General features: G+C 69.1%; 8 protein-coding genes. 5 read left to right on the forward strand and 3 right to left on the reverse strand.

Features of this window, described 5'->3' with window-relative positions; genetic code table 11:
• Together VFZ20_RS02755 and VFZ20_RS02760 are read right to left on the reverse strand one after the other, a co-directional pair.
• Positions 1–250, reverse strand: a 250-nt coding sequence (locus tag VFZ20_RS02755) for a DUF58 domain-containing protein (RefSeq protein ID WP_329682292.1), incomplete at its 3' end; no start/stop codon positions are given.
• Positions 251–503: 253 nt separating this feature from the next.
• Positions 504–1,523 (reverse strand): MoxR family ATPase, encoded by a 1,020-nt coding sequence (locus tag VFZ20_RS02760; protein ID WP_329682293.1) that lies wholly within the window; start codon positions 1,521–1,523, stop codon positions 504–506.
• 526 nt (positions 1,524–2,049) lie between these two features.
• Between VFZ20_RS02760 and VFZ20_RS02765 the strand changes: the two genes are divergently transcribed.
• The 5 genes from VFZ20_RS02765 to ytxJ all read left to right on the forward strand — a co-directional run bounded on the left by VFZ20_RS02765 (position 2,050) and on the right by ytxJ (position 6,115).
• On the forward strand, positions 2,050–3,585 hold the full coding sequence (locus tag VFZ20_RS02765; RefSeq protein WP_329682294.1) for an APC family permease: 1,536 nt from the start codon (positions 2,050–2,052) through the stop codon (positions 3,583–3,585).
• Between the two features lie 181 nt (positions 3,586–3,766).
• Positions 3,767–3,964 (forward strand): hypothetical protein, encoded by a 198-nt coding sequence (locus tag VFZ20_RS02770; RefSeq protein WP_329682295.1) that lies wholly within the window; start codon positions 3,767–3,769, stop codon positions 3,962–3,964.
• A 10-nt stretch (positions 3,965–3,974) separates the two neighbouring features.
• Positions 3,975–5,180 (forward strand): hypothetical protein, encoded by a 1,206-nt coding sequence (locus tag VFZ20_RS02775; protein WP_329682296.1) that lies wholly within the window; start codon positions 3,975–3,977, stop codon positions 5,178–5,180.
• A gap of 56 nt (positions 5,181–5,236) precedes the next feature.
• Positions 5,237–5,620 carry a hypothetical protein gene (locus tag VFZ20_RS02780; protein ID WP_329682297.1) on the forward strand — a complete coding sequence of 128 codons (384 nt, stop codon included), beginning with the start codon at positions 5,237–5,239 and terminating at the stop codon, positions 5,618–5,620.
• Between the two features lie 168 nt (positions 5,621–5,788).
• The gene (ytxJ, locus tag VFZ20_RS02785; RefSeq protein ID WP_329682298.1) at positions 5,789–6,115 is read left to right on the forward strand and encodes a bacillithiol system redox-active protein YtxJ; all 327 of its coding nucleotides are present in this window, start codon (positions 5,789–5,791) and stop codon (positions 6,113–6,115) included.
• A 94-nt stretch (positions 6,116–6,209) separates the two neighbouring features.
• Here ytxJ and VFZ20_RS02790 read toward each other — a convergent pair whose 3' ends face one another.
• Positions 6,210–7,061 carry a DUF1206 domain-containing protein gene (locus VFZ20_RS02790; RefSeq protein WP_329682299.1) on the reverse strand — a complete coding sequence of 284 codons (852 nt, stop codon included), beginning with the start codon at positions 7,059–7,061 and terminating at the stop codon, positions 6,210–6,212.
• Positions 7,062–7,196: the final 135 nt, after the last annotated feature.

Raw genomic sequence — 7,196 nt, forward strand, 5'->3', positions numbered from 1 at the left:
GCAGGTTGCTGCGCTCCTCGAACTCGCGGACGTGCAGGCGGTCCGTGCGGGCGTAGAGCTTCCAGTCCAGGTAGCGTACGTCGTCGCCCTGCTGGTAGTCGCGGTGCTTGGCGAAGTCCTCGCCCGCGCCGCGGTGGGGCGACTTGTGGACGCCCGTCTGGAACCCGCTGACGACCGTCCGCGCGATGATGTCCAGCCCGCCCAGCCGCTCCAGCAGCCGGGGCGGCAGGAAGTCCGATGCGGCGCTCATCGGAAGTGCGTGAGTGCGGGAGTGCGTGAGTGCGTGAGTGGCCTCCGCGCGCTCGCCGAGTTCCACGCCCGCACGCCGTTCTCCCCTCTCCGCGAGGAACGAGCGGGGAGGGGCCGGGGGAGGGGCGGGTTGCTGCCGGCGGGAATCATCCCTCCCGACGAGAATGCGGCGCGGGACCGGGGCTGGTGCACACGACCCGCCCGCGCACCGCCCCCACGTCCGCACTCACGCACTACCGCACTCACGCACTTCATCACAGCCCCGAGCGCGGCGGGGCGACCGCCTCCATCAGCCGGCCGATGACGCGGTCCGGCGAGATGCCCTCGGCCTCGGCGTGGAAGTTCACCAGCACGCGGTGGCGCAGCACGGGCGCGGCCACGCGGCGGATGTCCTCCGGCGTCACGTGGAAGCGGCCGCTGAGCAGCGCGTTGGCCTTGGCGCCCAGGATGAGCGCCTGCCCCGCGCGCGGGCCCGCGCCCCATCGAATCCACCGCTTTACGTCCTCCGGCGCGCTGGCGTCGCCCGGGCGCGTGGCGCGGACGAGGCTGGCGGCGTACTGGAAGACGTTGTCGGCCACGGGCACCTCGCGCACCCACTTCTGCAGCGTCATCACCCGCTCCGCATCCAGCACGGCCTCGATCTTCGCGTCCTGCACGCCGGTGGTGGAGCGGAGGATCTGCACCTCCTCGTCCGCCGACGGGTAGTCCAGGCGGATGTCGAACATGAAGCGGTCCAGCTGCGCCTCGGGAAGCGGGTACGTGCCCTCCTGCTCCACGGGATTCTGCGTGGCCAGCACGAAGAACGGGCGCGGCAGCATCATGTCCTCGCCGCCGGCCGTCACGCGGCCCTCCTGCATGGCCTCCAGCAGCGCGGCCTGCGTCTTGGGCGGCGTGCGGTTGATCTCATCCGCCAGCAGGATCTGCGTGAAGATGGGGCCGCGGATGAACCGCGCGGCGCGCCGCCCCGTGGTGCGGTCCTCCTCGATCACCTCCGTGCCCGTGATGTCGCCGGGCATGAGGTCCGGGGTGAACTGCACGCGGCGAAACTCCAGCTTGAGCGCCTCGCTCAGCGTGCGCACCAGCAGCGTCTTGGCCAGGCCCGGCACGCCCACCAGCAGCGCGTGGCCGCCGGCGATCAGGCACATCAGCACTTCGTCCACGACCTGCTGCTGCCCCACGATACGGCGCTGCACCTGCGCCTTGAGCCGGCCCGTGTCGGCCAGCAGGGTTTCGACTTCGTTCTCGGCGGTGACCAGGGAGACCTCTGCGGACACGTGGATGGGAACGGACCAGCCGGCTGCGGATTTTCCTTCGCGGAGAGATGCTAAGTTCCTAGCACCTTCCGCGCAACGCGCCGGGGGACGAACGATCGTACGGGTGTATGAACGTAGCGGTGTCAGGGGTGAACCGGAACCGCCCTTGGCACTGCAGGGAATAGGGAACAGGGAATAGGGAATAGCCAGCAACGGCGTCATCGACGGGCTTCGTGGGATAAGACGCGCGAGCTGCCCGGAACGTTGTCGGATGCCCGGATGAGCGTTTCGTGAGAATCCGAACGGCAGGTGCACCGACTCTCGCACTCTCGCACTCTCGCACTCTCGCACTCTCGCACTCTCGCACTCTCCAACATTGACGGATCGGGGTAGGCGCACGCAGGTTGTCGGGCTGCCGGAATCCACGACCCTCCTGCGCGCCCGCTCTCGGCGCGCAGCCGTGAGCTCCGGGCACGCCCGGCGCCGGCCGAACGTACGTTCCGCCCGCCGCCGCCCCCTGTCCCGCAACCTCGTCCAACCCGACGCAATGCCAGGACTTTCGCAGCTCATCCGCCGCAAGCCCATCGCGGAGCTGATGGCCGAGGAAGGCCATCCCAACGCGCTCAAGCGCGAGCTGGGAGCCGGCGACCTCATCATGCTGGCCATCGGCGCGGTCATCGGCGCCGGCATCTTCTCCTCCATCGGCACCGCGGCGGCGGGCGAGATCAACCCCGACGGCACCGTGGTGCGCTACGGCGCCGGGCCCGCGCTGGTGTACTCGTTCCTCCTGCTGGGCTTCGTGTGCGGCCTGGCGGCGCTGTGCTACGCCGAGCTGGCCTCCATGATCCCCCAGGCCGGCAGCGCGTACTCGTACTCGTACGCCACCCTGGGCGAGCTCATCGCGTGGATCATCGGCTGGGACCTGATCCTGGAGTACGCGGTGGGCAACGTGGCCGTGGCCGTGGCCTGGAGCGGGTACTTCAACTCCATGCTCAGCGGGTTCGGCATACACCTGCCAGACTTTTTGACGCACGGGTACCGCGCCGTCATCAAGAGCAGCGACCCCGAGGTGCGGGCCCTGCTGGAGACGGCGCCCCGGATCGGCAGCATGCCCATCCTGGTGAACGTCCCGGCGTTCCTGATCGTGATGCTCATCACCGGCCTGCTGCTGCTGGGCGTGCGCGAGAGCGCGCGGGCCAACAACATCATGGTGGTGATCAAGCTGCTGGTGCTGGCCTTGTTCGTGGTGGTGGGCGTGGTGCACATCGACATGGCCAACTTCGAGCCCTTTGCCCCCAACGGCTGGCGCGGCATTCACCAGGGCGCAGCCATCGTCTTCTTCGCGTACATCGGCTTCGACGCCATCAGCACGGCGGCGGAAGAGACCAAGAACCCGCAGCGCAACCTGCCCATCGGCATTTTGGCGGGGCTGGCGGTGTGCACGCTCATCTACGTGATCGTGGGCGTCGTGGCCACGGGCCTGGTGCCGTACCAGCAGCTCAAGGGCGCCGACCCGCTGGCGCAGGCGCTGCAGCTGGCCGGGCTGGAGACGGCGGGGTGGATCGTGGCCTTTGGCGCGGTGGTGTCGCTCACGGCGGTGCTGCTCGTGTTCCAGTACGGTCAGCCGCGCATCTTCTACGCGATGGGCCGCGACGGCCTGCTGCCCCGCTGGTCCACCAAGGTGAGCGCCAAGGCGCGCGTGCCGTACATCACCACGCTCATCACGGGCATCGTGGTGGCCGTGGGCGCCCTGTTCGCCGACGAGAACGAGATCTACGACCTCACCAACATCGGCACGCTGTCGGCGTTCGCCATGGTGTGCATCGGCGTGCTGGTGCTGCGCATTACCGACCCGCACCGGCACCGCCCGTTCCGCGTGCCCTTCGTGTGGCCGGTGACGCTGGTGGGCGCGGGCGCGTGCATCTACACCATGTTCGGCCTGCCCGCGCACGCGTGGGAGCGGTTCGCCATCTGGCTGGCCCTGGGGCTCATCATCTACTTCGCCTACGGCTACTGGAACAGCACCCTGCGCAACCGCCCCGGTGCCGGCGAGCTGGGCGACCCCGGCGCGCCCAACAGCTGACGGCAGTCACTCCGCAGCGCAACGCGGCGGTCCCGTTCCGGGGCCGCCGCGTTGTTTTTACCCGCCTCCCCTCCGCATCCGGCAACACACACGCCTATTGCATTGTCTCATTCAGCGCGTTAGGGTATGGACATCCCGCCCAGCCGTACCGGGCCAACCTTCATCACGAGAAGGAGGAACCATGGCCAGGATCATCCTCACACGAGTTTCGGGTTTCAGCGTTGGTGCTTGTCTGCTGTTCGGAATCGTCGCGGTGATGGAACAGCCGTCGAGCGCGCAAATCACCGAGAAGTGCTGGAGGGAGTACTGCGTCTACGACCCGGAGATCAAAGGGGATCGCTGCATCAGGGAGCAGATTGCCTGTCCGCCTCAGACGTGATCGCTGCTGCATGCATCTGCTGACGTACATGCGCTCCGCCGGCGTGCTCGCGTTGCTGCTCTCCGGGGTGGCTTGCGGAAAGGACACCCCGCCCCGCGGCGACGTCGAGGCGGGCAGGCACGGCATCATCAGGAATGATGACAGGGAGAACGTTCCGCGGTGGACCATTTCTCCCCAACCTTTGGTCGACATCGGCGGGCGCGAGGACCAGGCGCTGGTGATGGTGACCGCGGGTGTGGTGCACGGTGACGAGATCATCGTCGCCGACGGAGGCGCGGTGAACCTGCGCTGGTTCGATCGCGCGGGCCGCGTCCTTCGCACCGTGGGAGAGCGTGGCAGCGGCCCTGGCCAGTTCCAGTTCATGGGCTGGATGGGCCTGCTCCCGGGCGACTCCGTGGCGGTATGGGATCCCTCCCTTCGGCGATTGTCCATCTTTGATGCAGCGGGGAAATTGGGCCGGATGACCACCTTGCGCTTCACTCGCGGACCGCTGCCGCCGGTGCTCGGCGCGTTCGGGGATGGAACGCTGCTCGTGGCGGACGCGGGAGCACCGGCGCGGTCCGTGCCGCCTGGAACCGCCTGGCGCGACACGCTCGTGTACCTGCGCGTCGCGTCCAACGGGGAGATCGCCGATACCCTGGGCCGCTTTCCCGGCGCTGAATGGTATGTAGCGGCGGGCGCGAGCGGACGTGTTCACTCGCTCCCCTTCGGACGTCAAACCGTGGCGGCGGTGCGTGGAAACAGCTTCTACGTTGGCCACGGGGACCTCTATGAGGTGGCCGCGTTCACCGCGGACGGGACGGAGCGAGTGCGCTTTGGCAGACCCTTTCAGCCCGTGAATCTCGCGCCGCAGGACATCGATGCGTACCAATCCACCCTGGTTCACATGGGCGGTACGCCCGAGGAGCGCCGTGAGCGTGCACGTGAGGTGCGGGAGGCGCCATACCCGCGCTCGCTGCCCCCGTATCTGTCGCTTCAAGTGGATGCGCGCGGAAACATCTGGGTGCGTGAGCCGGACTCAACGGGTGAGCTTTACGCACCCAGCCACTGGTCCGTCTTCGACTCTACCGGGCGGTGGATCGCCACGGCGCAGGGCCCCGGACGGTTCAAGGTCCTGCAGATCGGACCGGACTGGGTGCTGGGCACGGTGATGGATGCCGACGATGTCGCGCACGTCGGCTTCTACAAGCTCGTTCGCCGCGAGCCGAACAATTGACATTCTGTGCGCCGGCGCATCCGCCGGCGTGTTCGTCTACCCGCACGGGAGGGATCATGAGGCACCGGATCGGCAGCGCGGGCGTGTTCGCCGTTGTCCTGCTCGCGGCGTGCGAGCCCGCGGTCGCGCCGGAGCCGCGACTGGCGCCGGAGCCCGCGCGGACGGCGTTCCTGGGCACGGACGCCGAGATCGACGAGGCGCTCCGGATGCTGCACCCCGGCCAGCCCATCCACCCGGGTGACCGCGAGGCGCTCCGCCAGCTCGTCGCGGTGATGAACCGGATGACGGCCGCGCCGCTCCCCGAAACGTCCTCACCGCCCGTAGTGCCTGCTTCAATCGAACGCGCGCTGCGCGACCTTTCCGAGGCGGACGGTGACGCGGATGCCATCACGCGGATCCTCCAGCGGCTCGTGGCGGAGCGCAACGCGGAGACGCGGTAGGGGAAAACAGAAGGCTCACACGGGGCCTTCGGCCAACGGAGTCAACGGTAACTGCATCAGCCCACCGGCTCCGGTTTCCGTGCGGGTATGCGCCTTGCGCCGTCCCCCGCCCCGGTTGCGCGGCCCGTCCCGGGCGGCGCGAGGGACTCCGGAGAGGGGGAGCACGCGATGAAGCAGATGGTGAGCAAGCAGGACGTGGACGACGCACTGGGACAGGACACGGCGATCCTCTTCAAGCACAGCACGCGCTGCCCCATCAGCGCGGCCGCGCGCGGCGAGATGGAGCGGTTCCTGGAGCTGAACCCCGACGCGCCCGTCTACACCGTGGACGTGAACGACGACGCCGACACGTCGCGCTACCTGGCGGAAAAGACGGGCATCGAGCACCAGTCGCCGCAGGTGATCATCTCGCGCGGCGGTCAGCCGGAGTGGCACGCCAACCACTTCGACATCCGCGCGGACGAGGTGGGACGGCGGATGGCTGGTAGTGCGTGAGTGCGGGAGTGCGTGAGTGCGGGAGTGGTTGGATGCCAAGGCGGCGGCTCCGGAGATCGGGGCCGCCGCCTCGTTTTGCCGTCCGGTCCGCGATCTAGGCCGCGCGGATGGTGCGGTAGCGGGCCTTCACGAGCTGGAAGATGCCGTACGCGATCAGGCCCAGCGCGACGGCGGCGAGCACCCACGGGCCGGCGGGGGCCTCGCGCAGCTTGACCAGCGCGCCCTCCAGCCCCTGCGCCTCGGACGCGTTGTAGTGCCGCGCGGACTGCAGCACCAGCCAGCCGATGATGAGGAACACCACGCCCCGCGCGGCCATCCCCGCCTTGCCCAGCGCCACGACCCGCCGCCGCGTGGCCACGGCCGAGCCCTCCAGGTTCAGCTTCTTGGTCAGGTCCGACTTGAACGCCCGCACCAGCTGGTAGACGCCGTACCCGGCGATCCCCAGCCCCACCAGCCCCACGAGCCAGCGGCCGAACGGCTTGTCCATCACCATCCCGGTCCAGTGCTGCGCGCCGTCGCCCTGGCCGCCGCCGTGGCCGCGCAGCATCCGCACGGCTTCCAGCGTGAGGCCGGCGTACAGCACCCCGCTGATCCCGTAGCCGATGCGCGCGCCCATCCCCTTGGCGTCGCTGCCCTTGTGCTCGGGGTCCATCACGGCCTGCACGGCCTTCCACAGCACGTATCCCGCGAGCCCCAGGGCCACGATGCCCAGCAGCACCTTGCCGAACGGTTGCTGCAGGATGGTGTTGAGCGCGCCGCGGGAGCCCTGCACCTGCTCGGCCGGCGAGAACGCCGCGTCGGCCGCGACGTAGCCGATGATGATGTACACCACGCCCTTGGCCGCGTAGCCCAGCCGGGCCAGGCGCTGCACCCAGGGCGCCGTCTCGGCCGCGGCGCGGCGCGCGTGGTGCTGCACCTGGCGGGCGGGTGCGTCGAAGAGCGCCATCGGACCTCCGGGATCAGGTGGTTTGTCGGGGGACTCGCATCTGGAGGAGGTGCAGTTGCAAGGACCGGGCGCATCTCTGCGACGGACCAAAAAACACCAAGAACATTCTCACGCAGAGGGAGCAGGGGCAGCAGA

Origin of the sequence: Longimicrobium sp. (genome assembly GCF_036280135.1) — a bacterium.
Lineage (GTDB): Bacteria > Gemmatimonadota > Gemmatimonadetes > Longimicrobiales > Longimicrobiaceae > Longimicrobium.

Coding starts and splice junctions, on each gene's coding strand:
- VFZ20_RS02765 (WP_329682294.1), top strand. CDS start 2,050: ATGCCAGGACTTTCGCAGCTCATCCGCCGCAAGCCCATCGCGGAGCTG.
- VFZ20_RS02770 (WP_329682295.1), top strand. CDS start 3,767: ATGGCCAGGATCATCCTCACACGAGTTTCGGGTTTCAGCGTTGGTGCT.
- VFZ20_RS02775 (WP_329682296.1), top strand. CDS start 3,975: ATGCATCTGCTGACGTACATGCGCTCCGCCGGCGTGCTCGCGTTGCTG.
- VFZ20_RS02780 (WP_329682297.1), top strand. CDS start 5,237: ATGAGGCACCGGATCGGCAGCGCGGGCGTGTTCGCCGTTGTCCTGCTC.
- ytxJ (WP_329682298.1), top strand. CDS start 5,789: ATGAAGCAGATGGTGAGCAAGCAGGACGTGGACGACGCACTGGGACAG.
- VFZ20_RS02790 (WP_329682299.1), bottom strand. CDS start 7,061: ATGGCGCTCTTCGACGCACCCGCCCGCCAGGTGCAGCACCACGCGCGC.